The sequence below is a fragment of the Tolypothrix sp. PCC 7712 genome, from assembly GCF_025860405.1.
In the GTDB taxonomy this organism is placed as follows: domain Bacteria; phylum Cyanobacteriota; class Cyanobacteriia; order Cyanobacteriales; family Nostocaceae; genus Aulosira; species Aulosira diplosiphon.
Genome location: NZ_CP063785.1, coordinates 1,442,502 through 1,460,392, shown reverse-complemented (window position 1 = coordinate 1,460,392; position 17,891 = coordinate 1,442,502). Strand labels below are relative to the sequence as shown.

General features: G+C 40.0%; 16 protein-coding genes and 2 pseudogenes. 2 read left to right on the top strand and 16 right to left on the bottom strand.

Annotated features, from left to right (window positions below; genetic code table 11):
• Positions 1-17 precede the first annotated feature (17 nt).
• The 3 genes and pseudogenes from HGR01_RS05805 to HGR01_RS05795 all read right to left on the bottom strand — a co-directional run bounded on the left by HGR01_RS05805 (position 18) and on the right by HGR01_RS05795 (position 8,669).
• On the bottom strand, positions 18-3,899 hold the full coding sequence (locus HGR01_RS05805) for an Eco57I restriction-modification methylase domain-containing protein (protein WP_168160955.1): 3,882 nt from the start codon (positions 3,897-3,899) through the stop codon (positions 18-20).
• Positions 3,900-3,961: 62 nt separating this feature from the next.
• Positions 3,962-6,820 (bottom strand): helicase-related protein, encoded by a 2,859-nt coding sequence (locus HGR01_RS05800; protein WP_045869360.1) that lies wholly within the window; start codon positions 6,818-6,820, stop codon positions 3,962-3,964.
• Between the two features lie 625 nt (positions 6,821-7,445).
• A pseudogene (locus HGR01_RS05795) lies at positions 7,446-8,669 on the bottom strand (ISAzo13 family transposase).
• A gap of 58 nt (positions 8,670-8,727) precedes the next feature.
• Between HGR01_RS05795 and HGR01_RS05790 the strand changes: the two are divergent.
• Positions 8,728-8,856 (top strand): hypothetical protein, encoded by a 129-nt coding sequence (locus tag HGR01_RS05790; protein ID WP_255325175.1) that lies wholly within the window; start codon positions 8,728-8,730, stop codon positions 8,854-8,856.
• Positions 8,857-8,965: 109 nt separating this feature from the next.
• Positions 8,966-9,389, top strand: a pseudogene (locus HGR01_RS05785) (IS4 family transposase); the annotation flags it as partial.
• Between the two features lie 54 nt (positions 9,390-9,443).
• Here HGR01_RS05785 and HGR01_RS05780 read toward each other — a convergent pair.
• The 13 genes from HGR01_RS05780 to HGR01_RS05720 form a co-directional block, all read right to left on the bottom strand.
• Entirely contained in the window at positions 9,444-9,788 is a 345-nt protein-coding gene (locus tag HGR01_RS05780; RefSeq protein WP_045869363.1) for a hypothetical protein, read from the bottom strand.
• Between the two features lie 470 nt (positions 9,789-10,258).
• Positions 10,259-10,702: a hypothetical protein gene (locus HGR01_RS05775; protein ID WP_045869364.1), complete on the bottom strand. Its 444-nt coding sequence runs from the start codon at positions 10,700-10,702 to the stop codon at positions 10,259-10,261.
• Positions 10,703-10,919: 217 nt separating this feature from the next.
• Positions 10,920-11,324 carry a photosystem II assembly protein Psb34 gene (gene psb34, locus HGR01_RS41775; RefSeq protein WP_320076066.1) on the bottom strand — a complete coding sequence of 135 codons (405 nt, stop codon included), beginning with the start codon at positions 11,322-11,324 and terminating at the stop codon, positions 10,920-10,922.
• A gap of 341 nt (positions 11,325-11,665) precedes the next feature.
• Positions 11,666-12,625, bottom strand: a complete 960-nt coding sequence (locus tag HGR01_RS05765; protein WP_045869366.1) for an orange carotenoid-binding protein — start codon at positions 12,623-12,625, stop codon at positions 11,666-11,668.
• Between the two features lie 58 nt (positions 12,626-12,683).
• The gene (locus tag HGR01_RS05760; protein ID WP_045869367.1) at positions 12,684-13,202 is read right to left on the bottom strand and encodes a response regulator; all 519 of its coding nucleotides are present in this window, start codon (positions 13,200-13,202) and stop codon (positions 12,684-12,686) included.
• Positions 13,203-13,558: 356 nt separating this feature from the next.
• Complete coding sequence (locus tag HGR01_RS05755; RefSeq protein WP_045869368.1) at positions 13,559-14,044, bottom strand: Allophycocyanin subunit alpha 2; 486 nt, start codon at positions 14,042-14,044, stop codon at positions 13,559-13,561.
• A 229-nt stretch (positions 14,045-14,273) separates the two neighbouring features.
• Positions 14,274-14,561: a pentapeptide repeat-containing protein gene (locus HGR01_RS05750; protein WP_045869369.1), complete on the bottom strand. Its 288-nt coding sequence runs from the start codon at positions 14,559-14,561 to the stop codon at positions 14,274-14,276.
• Between the two features lie 127 nt (positions 14,562-14,688).
• The gene (locus HGR01_RS05745) at positions 14,689-14,934 is read right to left on the bottom strand and encodes a hypothetical protein (protein ID WP_045869370.1); all 246 of its coding nucleotides are present in this window, start codon (positions 14,932-14,934) and stop codon (positions 14,689-14,691) included.
• Between the two features lie 110 nt (positions 14,935-15,044).
• A complete protein-coding gene (locus HGR01_RS05740) occupies positions 15,045-15,182 on the bottom strand; it encodes a hypothetical protein (RefSeq protein ID WP_155539112.1) in 138 nt (45 codons plus the stop codon).
• A gap of 266 nt (positions 15,183-15,448) precedes the next feature.
• A complete protein-coding gene (locus HGR01_RS05735; protein WP_045869371.1) occupies positions 15,449-15,850 on the bottom strand; it encodes a fasciclin domain-containing protein in 402 nt (133 codons plus the stop codon).
• Between the two features lie 435 nt (positions 15,851-16,285).
• Positions 16,286-17,107, bottom strand: coding sequence for a phosphate ABC transporter ATP-binding protein PstB (gene pstB / locus HGR01_RS05730; RefSeq protein ID WP_045869372.1), 822 nt, complete (start codon positions 17,105-17,107; stop codon positions 16,286-16,288).
• A 223-nt stretch (positions 17,108-17,330) separates the two neighbouring features.
• Positions 17,331-17,495: a hypothetical protein gene (locus tag HGR01_RS05725; RefSeq protein WP_155539114.1), complete on the bottom strand. Its 165-nt coding sequence runs from the start codon at positions 17,493-17,495 to the stop codon at positions 17,331-17,333.
• A 256-nt stretch (positions 17,496-17,751) separates the two neighbouring features.
• Positions 17,752-17,886, bottom strand: a complete 135-nt coding sequence (locus tag HGR01_RS05720; RefSeq protein ID WP_304412424.1) for a hypothetical protein — start codon at positions 17,884-17,886, stop codon at positions 17,752-17,754.
• Between the last annotated feature and the right edge of the window lie 5 nt (positions 17,887-17,891).

Genomic DNA, 17,891 nt, shown 5'->3' with positions numbered 1-17,891 from the left:
AAAGTCCTAATTACGAATTATTTAAACATTGTATCCCAAGCTTCTAGGACTAATCTTTGTGTACGGTATTCGCCAAATTTCTTAATTTCGTTGTTCTTTAAAACGCGGAATGTTTCGCTGGGGAAGTCTTCGCCGTAGACATCAGCAGGGTCGAGAATATATCGCAGTTCATCACGGGTGAGTCCGTAGAGTTTGGCGTAATATGCGTCTAATTCTGCTCTTAATAATGCACGTCTGTTGTTATTCCAAATAAAGGGTTCGCCGTCGTAGCCCATGTCATTGGCGAAGGGTTGCATATCCCAGGCGGTGTAGACTAATTCGAGTACGCGAGTACTGATAAATTCAATGTTTTCTTGAGTGTATGCTTTTGGAGGAAGGACGGGAAGTTGTTTGACTATGAAAAAATTGAGGTTTACTCCTCCAATTTTTTGCTTAACTACAAAGTCGAACACTAGACTATTTAAGTTAGCAAGTAAGCAACAAGCTAATCTTGCATTGGGAAAATCAGCTAGTATTAAAGGAATGGAATTACCAACCCCACTAAATGGCAGAATTGTAGCAACAAATGTTCTTTCATTAATTGGACTAGTAACACTTTTAAATCCAATAAACCATTTAGGAGACTTGTGTGGTAATCTTGACAATACTTCCTTTTTACTTACCCAATACTGCGGAGTTGGTAAATAATTGGGGTCTATATATTGTTCTAGTGTGGTTGCAATTGGTTGACCAGAACGTATTAAATTCTTAGCATTCGTTACAGAACTTGCAGAACGATGTTCAAAAATATCAATCATTTTACCTTCAAATAGTCGTACATAATCTGGAAGTGATTGTTTTGCAAATACTTCACCATCATTTGTCATGTCAAACATACGCATAAATGAAATAACCCAGGGGTTGCTACTTGTTTGCTCATTTTCCAAAACAGGTACGCGCTGATAGATTTTCTTAGTTAGTTCCGTATCATCACTAGTTCTAAAAACTGGACAAGTGAGCGTGTTAGGGTTTAAAAGTTTTAAATCATCAATATGTAGTGTGAAATGTCTTTCAATTTTATCTATTTCTTGAAAAGTTTGACATTCAAAGATAAATTCTGGCTTTTCAGTTTTGCTGCCTAGTCCTGTAATTGAAAGAATACAAAATCTGAAATTATGTAGAACTGATGTAAAAATTGATTTCTCATTGATAAAACCTATAAGCTGTACAAGGCTATGGTTACTAATTAAGTCATTGAAGAAATTTTTAGTTGTATCACTTGTAGCTATTGCTGTAGGAACAATTACCCCTAATCTTCCATAATTTGAAATCAACCTTCTTATAGTTTCTGCAAACACAGTATAAGTATTAATATCTCCCACAGCAGTTAACGGAAATCTACCCGATTCGCGGATAAACTTACTCTGCGCCTCAGCATCATGTTTCGCCTCATCAAAAGCTTGTGCTAACTCAGGATTATTCTTTGGTAATTCCTTAATCAATTTTTCTCGCGCTGCTTTATTTATAGCATTAGCAATTTCCGCACTTTGAGAAGCAAAAAACTCTTTTTCTTGTAACTTAATTCTTTCCCAAGGTGGATTTCCTAAAACACAATCAAAACCATCTTGTTCAAATACTTCAGGAAACTCTAAACACCAGTGAAAAAAGTGCTTTTTTTCAGCTAACTTATTTGCTGCGTCTACTATCTTTTGCGTTGACAAATTACCATGTAAAAGCTGAGTTAACGCTGCCGTTGTTGGTAATAACTGCAAATTCTCTTCCGTCAATGCTGTAAAAAATGCCGCAGTCCACAAATTACACGCCGAATAATCTCGCCACCATCCCGACTCTTTACGAGTTTGCTGATAACGTGTTTGCTTTTCTCTTACTTGTTGTGGTGTGAGTTCAGCAATATGTCCTAACTCCCGCACAGTTTCTGCGTAATGTGTACGTTCAGGTTCTAAACCTCCAAACAGTGATAACTGTCCCTGATTATCTGTCTCTCGTTCTTTCTTATTACGCTTCTTAAGCTGTGTGGCTAACTTCTTATCATCTCCAGTCACAGCTTTATACGCTTCATCAGGTATTCCTTCTTTCAAACAATTAATATCCAACACTCCCACTAGGGAATTACCACATTTAATTCTGTGATCTAAAAAGGTAAGGGGTAACTTACCAGGAAAGCCTTCAATCCATAACGCCACCTTGCACAAATCCACAGCTAACGGGTTTAAATCCACCCCATAAATGCAATTTTGAATAACATCTCTAATCGCTAATTTTAAAGGTTCACTTCCCGGTTCTACTTCGCCAGTACGAACTTTGGCTAATTCTTTCCCAATACATCTTGCTGCTGCTAAAAGAAAATGTCCCGAACCGCAAGCCGGATCGCAAACTTTTAAATCCAAAAGTGCTTTTTCTAATTCTTGATTATTTTCTGAATTGCGAAGTTTATCTTTTGTACTGCGAAGTTTTTCTTCAATTACTGGTACAAGTGCAGTTTTGATGAGTTGTTGTACAAGTTGTGGCGGGGTATAGTAAGAACCAGTAATTTTCCTTTCACTACCAAAAACCAAAGCAAATTCATATCTCCCCTGACTATGTATTACCTGGGGATGAAAATCTAACAAACTCTCATAAACGCTTCCTAATTCTTCGACATCTAAATATTCATAATTCACCCGCCGTAGTTGTACCTTGTCTTGATACAGCGATAACTGGCGAATTGCTAAAAGTAAATCATAATTATCAATTGCACAATCATCTAAAGCTGACAGAGTATTAGAACCAAATAAATCGCCATTCAGAGGAGACAAACCTAGTACTTCCCCGCGCCAGTTTTCATCAAATAGTAAAAAAGTTACCCGCAAACCCTGCCATAAATCTTGAAAACCTTCCCGCCGCCAATGAGGACGTTCAGCTAACTCTCGCAGTCGCTCAATGCTGTAATATTCTCGGTAGATTCTTGCTTTTTCTACATCATCCCCAATTAATAATAAATTGCGAGATTCTGCCACCATTAAAAACAGTAAGCGATAAATTAGCCGCAACAATTGGCGGTAAAATTCGTAACTTGTAATTTCTGTTTCGTAATGGGGGATAATTCCTAACTTTTGGCGCAGGTGTTCGTTTTGCGGATGTTGAATAAAGCCGTTACCTAGCTGAACTAAAGCTTTTTCAACCCCATCACGAAGTTTGTCGCGTACTCGTCCACCTTGTTGCAGTGCTTCTTGATGGTAATATTCCAGCAAACACTTATCTGCATCATCCACAGCTTCAGGCAAGCGGGAACGGTGGAACAGCCTATAAAATAAGCCAAACTCAGCAAAGTTTTCACCGTTGAGAATTTGCTCTAAGTCAAATTCGATATAAGTAAGACGAGTCATCAACGAAGAATCACGTAGCAACCGCCAACGAAAACCATTAGTTGCGATCGCCCACAAATGCTCTGTCTTGTTAAGATACTCCTGCACCAGTGCGTGTGCTGATAGCCTGGGTGTGCCACTGGGCGGACGTTTATCAACTTCTAGCCGACAACCAATAATGTGGATAGGTGGTTTATTTTCTCCCTCTTCCGCACGATGGGAAATCGCATAGGTTTGTCCTTCCACCACTTCGGCTGTTGCAGTATATACAGGGTCATAGCCTAGACTCTGTAGTAATGGCACTGCCCAAAGTTCACGAGTAATACTTGTAGCGGTGTTATTCTCATCTAATCTAGCCAATGCCCGTTGAAATGCTGCCCAATATGCTTTAGCATCGCCCCAAGCTGTAGCAATTTCATCTGCTAATTTATCAGTTTTATTAAAACCAAAATCCTCTGGCGATTGTCCTTTGATACTGCCTTCTAGCATTTGGGCAGTCATATCTGGAGCCAGTAAATTTCCTTCAATTTGAAGCGCAGTTAATGTAGTTTTCATATATAGAGAATTAAGAATAAAAATTACGTTTGCTTTGGCGCTAAAGCTCTACTACGAGCCTTTTACTTACGTCCAGGTTGGAGGATAAAAACGCCGAGAACATCCATCGGCAATTGGGGAGTGACGCGGATTCGTCCTTCTTTGGTAATGTCTCTCACTCGCTTATGGCTTTGTAAAAGTTCTTCCGCCCTTTCCCCTGCAAACTTTTCCAAATCTGGCTGGAGTTCTTCTAACCTTTCAAGTAAGTCAGCAATTTCCACCTGCTTGATAGCTTTACCAACATCGCTGACTGGCTTGGCTTGTTGCAGTAATGATGTTGCTGACAACTGCGACAACCAGTTAGGACTAGAAGGCGAACCTGTAAAGCCGATAACGGCGCATTCTTCCGCTAGTAGAGATGTAGTATTTCGCGTTTCTGTACTGCGTTTAGAACTGTCTAACAAATGCCGTAGCCTTACTAACAGTAAAGTCGTCCGCTTTTGTACAGCATTAGTTGTAGTAAAGCCGCATCGTGCTGCAATTGGTTCTGTATTATGAGAAAGCGCATCTTCTAGGATGTACCGCGCTAAACCTTCCACCAAGGGATGATTCCGCCCCACATATTCCACACCTTCTGGTGCTGGGGTGGTAAAAGTGAGTAAGCGCGACTTATCCCCTAACGTTGACTTGAGAAAATCTGGTGGTTGGGGAAGTAACCATCCCTGCTTTTTCTTAATTAAAGAACAAGAGATGCGATCGCACGCCGATAAGACAAAACGCTCTACATCCTGCTCATTCCCTAAAATCTGGTCAGAGTCAATTAATTCCTGTTCTACTTGCTCAGGCTTAATCGCACGTTGAGCAAAGCGAGTCCGATTAATTTTCTCCCGTTCAACTGCGTTGTCCCAATTCTTATGAACTTTATCAACTGCTGATTCTTCCTGAAAATCAAACAGAGATAACTGGATAACTTCAGCAGCACGTTCAAACAGAGATTTAAAAACAGCCTCCGCTACAGTCGTACTTTCCATTGGCACAGGAACAGTAATCCCCAAAGATTTGTGAATCTGAACAGCTTTGCGAATTAGAACATCCAGAACCGCACCATCAACAGGATTATCCTGACCATAAAGCAAGCAGGCTTTTACCTGACTGGCAGTTTGACCGTAGCGGTCTATACGTCCTTCCCGTTGCTCTAAGCGATTAGGATTCCAGGGTAAATCGTAGTGAATTACAGCACTGAAGTGTGTTTGCAGGTTTACCCCTTCACTCAAACAGTCTGTAGCTACTAGCACTCGTTGGGGATAAGATTTTAACTCTTCTAGTCGAGTTTCCCGCTCATCCTCTGAAAGTTCCCCAGTAATAGCGATTACCCGAATTTGGCTTCCTTTTTTCTCTAATTTCTGCCTGAGAGCATCAGCTACATAATTTGCCGTAGCAATGTAGCGACACCAGACAATCGGGTTCATCTCTTCTTTGAGCAGAGAATCGACTGTAGTAATGCATGATTGTAGCTTTTGGTCTTTTTCACCCCGCAACTTCTCTGCTGCTTGCACAAAAGCTTTTAGCTTGCGTTTATCTGTGTCCTTATAACTTTGCTGTCCTTGTTCAATTACCACAGTGGGTGATGCGTCAACTGCTTGTTCTTGTTCTGTGGGATCGTGAACATAAGAACTCATCAAGTCTTCGTCTAAATCAGCGACTAACGAATTGCGATCGCGTTCACTAGATTTACCAACTTGACGATTTAATGTAGCGATCGCCGCCGCAGGCGAAGACATCACACAACGAATCAACGCCAGCGCCGACCAATATCTCCCCCGACGTTGAGCATGACTCATGTCCGCCGTAGTAGTTTTCACCAAACCACGGGCAAAGTCATAGACTTCATCAAATAGCTGTTTATATTCTTTCGATAACTTGTATGGCGTTTCTTCTGAGTTTCTTTCAGGAAAAGGCGTTTCGTTCCCTAACCAAAGCTTGACATCTGCCCGTCGGCGCTGCACAAAATGATTGGCTAGGCGATCGCGTTGCTTCTCATTCAAATTACTTAAAGTAAAATGCTCAAATTCTGGCTTCAGCAAACCTAGAAGCGACAGAAAAGACTCTTCAATTCCACTGTGAGGAGTAGCTGTAAGTAAGAGTAAATGTTGTTCTTGCTTTTGGGCAATTTCTGTAATTAGCTGGTGTCGTTGCTGCTGCGATGTAGTATTTTTATTTGGACGGGCACAAGTGTGAGCCTCATCCACAATCACCAAGTCTGGACAGTGAGTAATAAAACTAGCACGCCGACGCTCTGCTTTGGCATAGTCCAAGCTAACTATCAGGTGTCGATAATAACTAAAAACACTCTCATTATTTGGTATGTTCCGCTCTAACTTAGAAGCTGTGCCAGAACGTACTACCACAGCATCAATATGAAACTTTTCGCGTAATTCCTGCTGCCACTGTTCACACAAGTGTGGTGGACACAGCACTGCGATTCGTTTGACTTCACCTCTATCTAAAAGCTCACGCGCAATTAATCCAGCCTCGACAGTTTTGCCAATGCCCACATCATCAGCAATGAGCAGTTTTACAGTCTCTAACTTCAGCGCCATCAACAGAGGAACTAACTGATAAGGACGGGGACGCAGTGATAACCGTCCTAAACAGCGAAAAGGCCCCGCACCGCTACGGAGTAAAAGACGTGCAGCATCCATGAGTAAGAGTGCAGCTGCATGATCTTGTACGCTAGTAGCTTGAGGTAGGGGAAATGTTGCTGATTCAATCTTTTCTAGGAATTGTGAGAGCAAAGGCTGAAAAATTCCAGCGATTTCGTCCTCATTTCCTGAGAGGGGACGCAAGCGGATAATTTCCTGATTTTCCGAAGGTAGCACCACCCATTGTCGATTGCGACAGGTAATTATAGAACCAGGTATAGGGTTCAATATGTCCGTCATTGTTTGCCCTCTGAAAATTTGGCAACAGAATTCAAGCAATAAGTGTCAAAACTTACTACTTGCTACGGGTATATAACTATTAAGCGAGAAATTTCTTATTCTGTTGTACTGTCAGTTTAACTACCGAAGCAGTAGTGTGATTACTGAATTTATCAAATAAAGAATAAAATTTTATCGTCTCTTCATAAAGTAATTATTTACTCTATAGGTACTAAGCAAACTCAGCAATTTTGCTGTCATGCTATCCCTTGCCCGTTTCAAAAGCTTGGACTCGTGAAAATTAGCTGACTGGAGGAGCTAGGAAAAGCGATCGCTTGGGTGAGAGGCCCTGTCCCCAAATCCAGCACTGAACCATTGCTCAGTTCAAGGGTGAGGAGGACTGATTCGACATCTGGATCTAAGGGACTTCCAGAGAATAAATTATTCCAAAAAAACAAAAGGCAGCATTTATATAAGAATGATAATCATTGTTATAGGAGGAGAAAGCGGTTGCCGACGGCAACCGCTTTCTCCCCCTCAATTAGTCATAAATAATCTACACCCAAGAGTCGTTTCTGCTAGGGTGAAATAGTGATGATTTAATATGGCTTCTAGCTAGATAAGTGCTTTGCTCAAGATAGAATTATTAAGTTTGTCCACAAGAGATATCAATAAACCAATTTCCCAAATTTGCATAAAGCTCATGACTAGAATTGGTTAAACGTGAGATTTGTCTTTCAATTTGAGACATGGCTTTTTTGGTAAGTTTTACACCAGTTTCATAAGTTTTATGTACTAGCTTAACCACGGGATGCTTCCCGTTCCATTTCATAGTGGCAGCAAATTTTACAGCCGTTTCTACTTCATCTAAAATACTGCCATTCCAATGGTTCTCTAATACTGCCCATGTTCTCTCAATTGGGTTGTACTTACTATGATAAGGAGGATAGTAGGCTAAACGTATATTCAATTCATACTGGTGAGCGAATTCAACTATACGCTTCATGAATTGAGTACTTCGAGAGTTATTCTCACTGCCATTATCTTGATTAAGAACTAATGTTTTAACTTGAGAAAACCGATGTTTCTCACCCTTCCAAAAATCCTCTAATACATCAATAATAAAATCACTCGTTACCTTCGATTCTGTGAAATATAAAAAAAGCTCATCTAACTCGGGAATAAATATCCCATAAGGAGTTACACTTGTTTTTGGCTGAAAATCGTGGTCAAAAGTTTCGGTTTTAACTCTGTTTCTACCTCCACGGTCAAATGAACCAATGTTTACACGAGCCTTGGCATCTAGACATAGCGCGTAAAATACTTGGGTCGGAGTCGGCATTTTGATTAATAATTGCTAATTCATCAAAGATTGCTGAGGTTTGAGGAATTTTTTTTGAGGTAAAACTTTCTGCACTCTTCTAGTGGTGTAACCTAAATCATTTAATTTCACGCGAATTGTTTCTGATGTAGGTAAAACTTATTCGCTATAACCGTACTTTTCTATTAACTGCTTTCTTACTTCAGCAGCACTCAATCGAGTATATAATCTTCTACTTTTAAAACTGGGGTCAGTTTGACTTTGGCAATCAACTAGATTTTTTATGTCCTCTAAAAGGGTGGTTAAATGTTCTTCTGCTTTATAACGTCCTTTAGCTGAATAGTTATCAACGCAAGTAATGCCACTTGTAAGTTCTTTTATTCCTTTACGAATTGTGTCTCGATTCCATCCCAACTCTTTCTGCGCTAACCTCTGTCCTCCAAAACCTAATTTCACAACTGTTTGTGCCATAAATTTACGTTTAGCCGCACCTTTGAGTTGAAATGCAGTTTCAATCAATAAGTTTTTCAGAGAATCAGTTAATACTATAGACACTGTTTGTCACACTCAAAAACCCAGTCACTATTCAAATTACTACAAAAGGGGAGTGATTATCATTATTGCTTTTGGCATAATTTATTTTTTGGAAGTCCTAAGTGGCCGCAGAACAGAACCTATGACAGAAGGGTATTTGCGAGAATTGAGTGCGATCGCTTGTAAAGTATGGCGAAAGTAGGGCGACGCAAAAATAAGTATTGCAGGTTTTTAGGGCGGCCACTTTATCCTTTAATTCCGGCCACTTTATCCCTTAAGTTACACGTCTCATCGAAGTCAAGCAAGGCTAAACCTGGTATAGCTACATCACCTCAGTTTTAGACCCTCAAGTTCTTCCACCATATGTTGTTGCCGACCTTTCTTTATGCACGATGGTGGCGAATTGAGGAGGCATTTAACACTGCCAAATGCTTGTTGGGATGAAGTTATCTGTGGATTGGTTCAATTAATGGTATCCAACTTCAAGTTTGGGCAAATTGGTTGTTCTACACAGTTTTAATTGACCTCGCGGATGTGATCGCAGATGAGTTATTTCTCCCATTTGAGCGAATTTCTCTGAAGATGGTATTTAGGGGTCTGTATCACTTTAATCACGCATATTCCAAGGGTAAGGCAACTGACCGAGTTTGGTTTTTTACGGCTCCTGAAAATAAGTGTCTTGATATTGTTAAGACTATACCGAAGAAGCCTCAACAACTTGATTTATCACCTTTTCTCCTCCTCTTGACAAATCCTGCTTTTCCTTAACTTATCACTAATCCAGGCGAGCTAAATACAGATATAAACTGTATTGTCATTATAAGTTCTCACAAAGCGTCTATGTCTAAGAATTGCCCCTAAATTTGCTAATAAACAGATGCTTGCCAAGCCCAACAAAATGTATGTAGGAGCCATAACTACTCCAATCATGAACCAAGCAATTACATGCAGTATCATGAGTAGAGCAAAGATACTGGCAATTCCAGCAGCTTGCCAGACCTGAACAGACGGACGATGCAATAGTGTAAAAGTTATTGTCAATGAAGTAGCAAGTAGGTTGGCTGGAATTAGAAAAGCACAAATGCCAATGCAGTAAGTGCTTGAGAATTCAGTTAACGTGTTAAAGTCGAGCATTAGTTTTCTGGCTAAGTTGTTCGTTTAATATGGATGTTTGGCTTGAAAATCTTGTAGAGGCAGGAAGCTAGAGTAGCTAGTTCTGCAATTAGATATGTCCCAAACTGGCATTTCTTGATAACAATGGCTACAACGCCAGTAAATACCACCCTTATTTATATGACGGAGTAAACAATATGAACAGCAAGGGCAACTATGGTGACTCCATAAAGAGTTCCAGGTATATGTAGTTGTATTTTTTTGGCTGTTATCAGTTAGATTAAGAGTCAGTAATCGACTCGAATTAGTGGATGAAACTAGCATTTTTTATCTTCTTTATTATTTATTTGTGATTTTATGATTGTAATTTTATGAGGAATAATAAGTATTTATAATTATCATATAAACCAACAAAATTTAATTTTAAAAGCTATTATTTAAATTAGTTTTTAATCAGTCTTAGACTTTTGTGGTGAAACAACATCTATAACTTAGTACCTGGTACTTGGCACAAGCAAGACATCTATCATTTCGCCCACTACTAAACCAAACCCAGCTATCAATATTAAAATTACTAATGCATTTAGTCTGTTTAAACCAGTAAGCCGCATTTCTAATTCTGCTAAAACAGTAGTTGCTAGCGGGGTGACAATGAGAATTCCTAAAATAGGGCTATTTACTGCTAAAGCAAATAGTATTAAACTCACAATTAAAGAGATAATAAAAATTCCCAACAAGCCTGGAGGAAAAAAACTCAACGAACGCTCAAACAAAGAACTATTTTTCCGTCCGCCAAAGAAAGCCACAGTTGCTATAAAACTTCCTACAAGCCAAATAATATGATAAGCAGATAGATACCAACCCAAGAAAGCGTAAGCAACACAAAGTAGTAATAAAGATAAGCTAGTAATTTTCTTGGAAAAATCTATATTCATCACATTTTTTTGTTAACATAACTCAGAAAAAACGCTCAGAACCATGCTGTATTATCGCCCGATATTCGCATCCGATTTTTGGGCAACAACTTTAACTAGTAGTTCATCCCATGAGTTCTGAGTTGTTAATGGTGATCAGATCCCAGGCTTCTCGGAGAAGTCCGGGATATTGTAGCTCATCAAAATTAATGACATGAACTACTAGCTATTGTTAAACCTAGCTGACAGCGAATGCAGTTAGCAGCGTCAGAGCAACAAACACGATAGCTACTGCCCCCTGAAAGATGTAGCGCTGTTGCTGTTTGGTTGAGGGATACTCTGCCAAGGACATAGCAGGCTGAATTGTATAGTTATTGAGCATTCCCTCATCATCTACTGTATAGCCAGTTGCGAGGGGTAAATTCAGTAATTGACTGCCTTGTCTGTGTGTACGCGCTTGAACTTCAGCGGGGATCAGTTCACTGCCATCACTAGCAAGATGTGCGATGGCGTTCCGCCCAGCATAGCTGATCGCTTTGTTTGGTTTCTTTCCTGCTTTTAAATCTCCTTGTTTATTGAAATGCATTTCTAATGGCTCGCAGATGTAAACCTCCGTTTCCATCAAGAAGCTGTCAGCAGTCATACAATCATTAAGGTTGAGGGTCTTCCCTTTTTTATCGGTGTAGCGCATGGGCGTGACCTCGTATTTAAGTTCTATGTAATTATTATAACAAATTATTTACAAAATTGAAATACTTATGATATTATTACTATCTTTTTAATTAACATATTGCACCCAAGGTTCAACGAATAGTATTGCTAATAATTGAGCTTGATAAAAACAAAGAAACCCCGTGTTTCAAGGGTTTAGAGGGTTATGCTGCTGCAAATGGGTTGCTCACTACCAATAGCCCCTTTTTAATAGAATATTGACCAACTGTACTCCTCTAGACCCACCCAGACACTGTTTACCCCAAACTTGCTCTACTGGCTAAAGCCCATGTTAAGTAGTTCCTGGGGAGATGCCACCACATCAATTGCCACAAAGAAAATCTTGCCTTGCGGATTGAGCAAGAACCGCCATGCTAGATTTATGCCAACACTGTCACCAAACCAGGGAGTTTGCACCTTACCCGTCACTTGAATTTGGGTGAATTCTCCTTCTGCTGGTTCAGATACCCCTCGCTCTGGTATGAGCTTGAGTCCGTAGCATTCTTCGCGCATATAGGCGAGGATGTTCTCCCTACCCACAATCGGTTCTTGGAAAGGGGGTTGCAGGGCACCATCTTCAGCAAATAAAGCTACAGCCTCTTGGAAGTCAAAGGCGTTCATATTCTCCACATAGCTTAGGACTGTCAAGTTGGTGATGCCCTCAATGCTGACCTTAGCTCTGGGTGCGATATCTTTAGGTGGAACCACAGGTTCTTTGACTTTTTGGGTGCTAACCGTTGGGGCATACCCCATATTGACAACAATATTTTGTAATACGGTGAGTTGTTGACCCCCTTCAAGTTGACGGATAGCTTGGAGAACATCAGATGCCTGTGCAGATAGTTCATAATTTTCTGGAATGGGAGCAACGATTCCTTGTTTCATCCATTCGCCTAACTGATACCAGAAGCCCAACTTAACATTCGTGCCGAAAGATGAATATGTACGGCAGATGGGAGTATCACTATGATTAACTAGATCGCACATAACTTGCGTTTGTTCTATTGCAGGCATCTGCTTAATTTGAGTCAGGGTTTTTTCTGCAAAGACCATATTGGCTGCTCCCATAGCAGCAGGAGTGATTGTAACTCCCATTTCAGTATAGACAAACCAAAGTAAAGCCAACTGATCCTCAGCACTGAGTTGGTTGCATGATTCAACCGTAGCTGGAATTGCATTAGCAACTTGAGTTTCAGGAAAAATGGAGCGTGCAGACTTGATAGTAAACGGCATTTTTCAAAATCTCCTTAACGAAATTACATTAATTGATAGTGTTTCTAAAATGGTGATGCTAACTTGAAACTGATGGTTCTAACTGCTGTTCAAGACTTAAATCACTATGTCTAAGAACATGACCCAAAATTCGTTGGGCGATCGCACCTGAAGACTGTTGGCAAATAGCTAAACAGGCAAGCATAACCACAAACTCATCAATATCTAGGGGTTTGGTAAAGCATAGGTCAAACCCAGCAGACAAAGCACGTTGACGCATCTTTTCATCGGCGTAGCCTGTCACAGCAATCCCTAACACCACTTGCCCTAACTCTTTCGCTTTGCTTTTCATTTTTTGAATCAGGGAATAGCCATCTTCCTTCGGCAATCCAATGTCACTCATGACTATATAAGGTTGCCATTGCTCAAATATCTCCAGAGCTTGCGGGACTGAAAACGCTTGTTTTACCTCAACACCATAGAGTTGCAGCAGGAGCATCATCAAATCGCAGAAATCGACATTATCGTCTACGATGAGTACTTGTAGCCCTTGGAGGACTGAAAGATTATTATTAAGAAATCTATTACTTGGATACATAGTTACTCCAATTGAGATTTCATATACAACGAGTGCTACAAACCCTCATTAATTCCCTAAAGGAGTGAACTGTTAGAGAGAAAATATATAGCATCCTTTCTCTTACACCATGACAAGCTGCTGTTTGATTTCGAGGGTTATTTGGTTAACTTCAACATGAAAAGTAAAAAAAGTTTTAGAAATGAATTATTTCCAGATTCTTTTATTTTTAGAGCCGCCATTATCTACACCACTAAGTTGCGGGGGTTTCTACACAACGCAGCGGCTCTCCTCAAAAAGGGGGAATTTAAAAGAATCTTAGCCCCCTTTTTAAGGCAGTAAGGCTGATCTCTCTCCAGGTGATTGTTATTGCCTGCCTATTGGAGATTAGTAATTAGGTAGTCGAAGTAAGTGCCAACTTCGCTTGCATCTTCTCCAGACAACATTGAGGTAGTGATGTTCTTCATAGCACGGACACTTTCAGCAACCGCATCAATTGGGGTGCCGAGAGATCTGTACATTTGCCGCACACCAACAATCCCGATTTCTTGAATTGGCGTAGTATCTCCAGCCGCTACACTGTAAGTAATCAACCGCAGGTAGTAATCCATATCCCGCAGGCAGGTGGCAGTCATATTTTCACCGTAAGCATTACCACCTGGAGCAACAAGGCGTGGAAACCTCTGAAATATGTCCTTTCCAGCTTGCTTAACAATAGTTGCGCGGCTTTGAGTTAAAGCTTCCACAAGTTGTAGACGGCGCTGACTGCTCTTAACAAAGATATTAATCTGGTCTAGTTCTCCAGGAGTGAGATAACGAACCTCTGCATCTGCATTTAGAATCATCTTGGTAATAATACTCATTTACAAACTCCTGAAAAATTTAAATTAGGTCGAAAATGCGTTAGGCGATCGCATATTGAAGACAGCGGCAATGAATTACATCCCTTATCCTCAAGCATGACTTGGCGCTGTTGCATTTCTTGGTTGATTTGGTTAACTACGATATGAAAAATAATCTGTAATATCTAGCGATGAGCAGTACCTTGAGATTAACGGTACTGCTCACCAATAGCAAATTTATTGTCCAGTCTTAGCTAGAGAAAAAATTGGCAGACTCTAAGAGGTCGTTGTGTGTTCTGCCATCAGGCATTTTTGCTCCCCTCAGGTTAGCGCCACTGAAATCGGCTCCTTTGAGTCCAGCCCAGTTGAGATTAGCACTGCTTAAATCTGAGTAGCTCAAGTCTGCGTTATTCAAGTGTGCCCCAGTCAAATCTACCCCACTCAAAATTGCTTTAGCTAAATTTATTCCTCTCCAGTCTGCTTGTCTAAAATTTCGTTCTCCGGCAGCATATCGTCTTAAAACTTCATTGGCATCCATATTGGTTGCCTCGCAACGTGTAGCGTTGTCGCTGTTTAGATCTCTATTATAACTTACAATTTGTCATTGTGGCAGCACCAGTTTACTCTTTGCGATCGCATCTTGTTAGGTTGTGTGGCAAAAACAGTTACACGATCTTATTTGCTTCCTCAACTGCGGCATTCAGTGCTTGATAGGCTGTTTCATAACAACCAAACAAGCATGAGTCAAAGTCGGCAAGGGGGGATGGGTTGCGCTCTAATACGTTATCGATAGCGATCGCGTAAGAATAACTTCTTTTATCTAAAGGGTGAGAATGTACTGCCACATACCACTGTAGAGTAATTCCACCCTTAAATTTAGTCCCATCTTTTTCTAGGATTGGTTTATACATTGTTGTCTAAACGCCTGATAGCTTTAGTTGATCGGCACTAAGGTACTTTAGTTAGATGCGGAAATTAACACCTCTGTGTGGGATAATAGTTAAGGTGTTAAAATCTAGCATTAGTTGACTAAGATTGATTTAGATTCAAGTTGCGATCGCCCATTACCGTGATGCACCAAAGCTGCCATTCCTTGTTCTGATGCACGTAACTCCTTATCCGAGATTTCTGGCTCCTTGGTATAAACTGAATTCAACAAGATATTCAAAACTCCACTTTCTTCAGCTTGACGGACGATTAGGCAAGAAATTGAAGCAACTTTATTGCTGCCTCAAAAGGAACTTGAGGATAGAGAATGGCAATAGAATTTGTCTGTTGATTTCACAAAAAAACACAGATAAATTTAGATTTTATCTGTGTGCGACTCATGTCAATTTTGGTTTAATTCAGATTTTGATCAGAAGTCTGATACATCTGGGTGGTTGTGATGTATCGACTAAAAGTAATTACTATCTCAGCAATTACTTATGCAGGCATTAAAACTGTGTCGATGATGTGAATTACACCATTATCAGCAGCAACATCTGGTGTTGTAACTGTGGCATTATTTATCTTGACACCTTTAGAAGCGTCAATTTTCACATCTTCCCCTTCAACGGTTTTAGCTGATTTCAGCTTCACCACATCCGCCGCTAGCACCTTGCCAGAAACGACATGATAAGTCAAGATTTTTTTCAGTTTGGGAATGTCCTTAAGTAATGCATCTACTGTACCTGCGGGAAGTTTAGCAAACGCTTCATCAGTAGGTGCAAAAACGGTGAATGGGCCAATACCTTTGAGAGTATCTACCAGACCAGCAGCCTTAACAGCAGCAACTAAAGTACTGAAAGAACCAGCCTTAACAGCGGTATCTACAATGTCAGCCATGTGATTTACCCTAGATTTTTTGTCATCTCTTAACAATATTAAGTATGACAGGCTGTTGTTTCAAATCATGTTTCAGAAAACGTTGCAATAGCGTATAAGTTGTCTAATTTAGACTAAAAAATAAATGTTATGGTGATAATTTTAAAGAGATTAACTAAAATTATTTTTTCAGTAATGTAATAGTATCGATACTAAAAAATAACCATGATAACTCAGCAAAATGACTACAATAAATTAGCATAAATAAATCTACTATTAGTAATAGTTTATCAAAAAAGTATTACCTTTGAATAAATTATTGCTCAATTATCTATGTCTATAGATGAATCCATTTGCCAAAATTATGAGCTTATAAAAATTTTGCCAGTTTTTGCTACAATTCTCCAGATATCAATGTGGAGCTTATCAGGTAGCTTAGGCTCCCAAAACCCAAATTTAACCAAATCTACCACTGACGTAATCTTTTGTGGCTTCCTGCTGAGGATGATTAAAAATCACGTTTGTTGAGTCGTACTCTACCAAGTAGCCAGTAATATCTCTTGTTTGGGTAGTGCTAACGTTGAAAAAAGCTGTTTTGTCAGAGACTCGTGCCGCTTGTTGCATATTGTGAGTAACAATGACAATGGTATATTGCTGTTTGAGTTCGTGAATCAATTCTTCAACCCGCAAAGTAGATAGGGGGTCAAGAGCAGAACAAGGTTCATCCATAAGTATAACTTCTGGTTGTCCAGCGATCGCTCGCGCAATACACAACCGTTGTTGTTGACCACCAGATAAGGCTAAAGCACTTTGTCGCAGTCTGTCTTTAACTTCATCCCATAAAGCTGATTGCCGTAGACTCCGTTCTACCAATTCATCCATGTTATCTTTGTAGCCACAAACTCTGGCTCCAAAAGCAACATTGTCATAAATTGATTTAGGAAATGGGTTTGCTTTTTGAAACACCATCCCAATCCGACGACGCACCTCTACAGCATCAATTTCTGGTGCATACAAATTTTTACCGTAAAAATAAACTTTACCTTCGGCTCGAAATGACTTGATGAGGTCGTTGAGACGGTTATAGCATCGTAGCAATGTACTTTTACCACAACCAGAAGGGCCAATAAAAGCTGTAACCTGATTTTTGGAAATATTTAGGCAAATATTCTGCAACGCGAGAAACTTCCCGTAATAAACGTTAAGATTTTCTGCGCGTAAAACGGTTTCAGTATCAATTACTGTACTAGTATTAGTAGCCGTAAAATTGTTTAGCATTAGTTTGATTCGTCACTTTATATGAACTAAGTGCCAGGTAAATTACGCAGATATGTTGGTAAATGGTGGCGATCGCCCAATACTTACAGACTTAGTAAGGCCACTTCCAGTAAGGATTTCAGTCATAGATTCTGAATCCTACTCATCTATTTTTGGTTAAAGAATCGCTGAACACGCGATGTTTCTTCATAACTAAAAGAATGCGATCGCATCTTTTTACCTCTCATCGTTTCGCCTGCGGATAAAACAAATATGTCACCCACTCACTCAGTGGGTTTTCATGTTCTGCCAAAGAGTTATTGCCTTGACAACTAAATGTCACAAAGTAATATAGTTGTTCTTGCGTGTGGACAAACTTACCGTATTCTATCTGCCGAGTTATTTCCACAGAGGTAGCCTGACCTAACGGAGGGAGGGGTGAAAGTTGCAAGCTCAAACTTGTTGAAAATTTGAACTCTTACCAGCATAAAAATTTTTCTACTACTCTGGACATAGATTGACTACGGATGCCACCTATAAAATAGAGGATACTGCTCAGTTTTCATACGCGACGGAGAGGAAATGTATCGCCAGGACAACTATCTCTATTTTGAGCAGGCATTTAAGAAGTTTTCATTGCCAAAATCTTCAACAGCCATTGCTTGTTAAACGGGCATCACTAATAACCGATTTCCTGGTTTGACAACCATTAATTCTTCATAGCTCAACTCCTCTTGGAGCGTTGACAACAAGATGAACTGAGAAAAAGTTTCCCAAATTCCACCACAACTGTTTGCCATTCACT